This is a genomic window from Shewanella sp. T24-MNA-CIBAN-0130 (assembly GCF_040310185.1).
In the GTDB taxonomy this organism is placed as follows: domain Bacteria; phylum Pseudomonadota; class Gammaproteobacteria; order Enterobacterales; family Shewanellaceae; genus Shewanella; species Shewanella psychromarinicola.
In genome coordinates, this window is record NZ_JBEOPP010000164.1 from 1 (window position 1) to 396 (window position 396).

Annotated in this window: 1 protein-coding gene; it reads right to left on the reverse strand. The window is 41.7% G+C overall.

What is annotated here, in order from left to right; translation table 11 throughout:
- Nucleotides 1-396 (reverse strand): DUF7146 domain-containing protein (locus tag AAEZ02_RS21920; RefSeq protein ID WP_351125062.1); only part of this gene is annotated, 396 nt, incomplete at both ends.

Sequence of the window (396 nt, forward strand, 5' to 3'; positions counted from 1 at the left end):
CACCATTCATTGCTCCTGGAAATATCGGAGGTAAGCTTTTTTTAGGTGTACTAACTGCAGCTTTCTGCCCATCGGCGCTCAAATAAATCCTATGTCCACCAATTAAGTTGCCGTCTACATCATGTAACGCCGCTAATAAACACCCAAAACGTTGCGACCGTTCACCATAATGTTTGTAAAGTACATCTTTAGCATAATAAAGATTATCAGGTTCCTCACCCCGCTCAATTAGCGAACCTAGCCCTCTATTAATCATGTATTGTGTGACAGGGTTTCGCTCAAACAATTGCAGTGGCTTACCCTTCTGAATGAATTGTTTAAGGTATCGATATCTACCGTCGGTACTCTGCTGTTTAGGTTTAACTATCGGGTTAGGCTTTACTGCTGGTAATGATT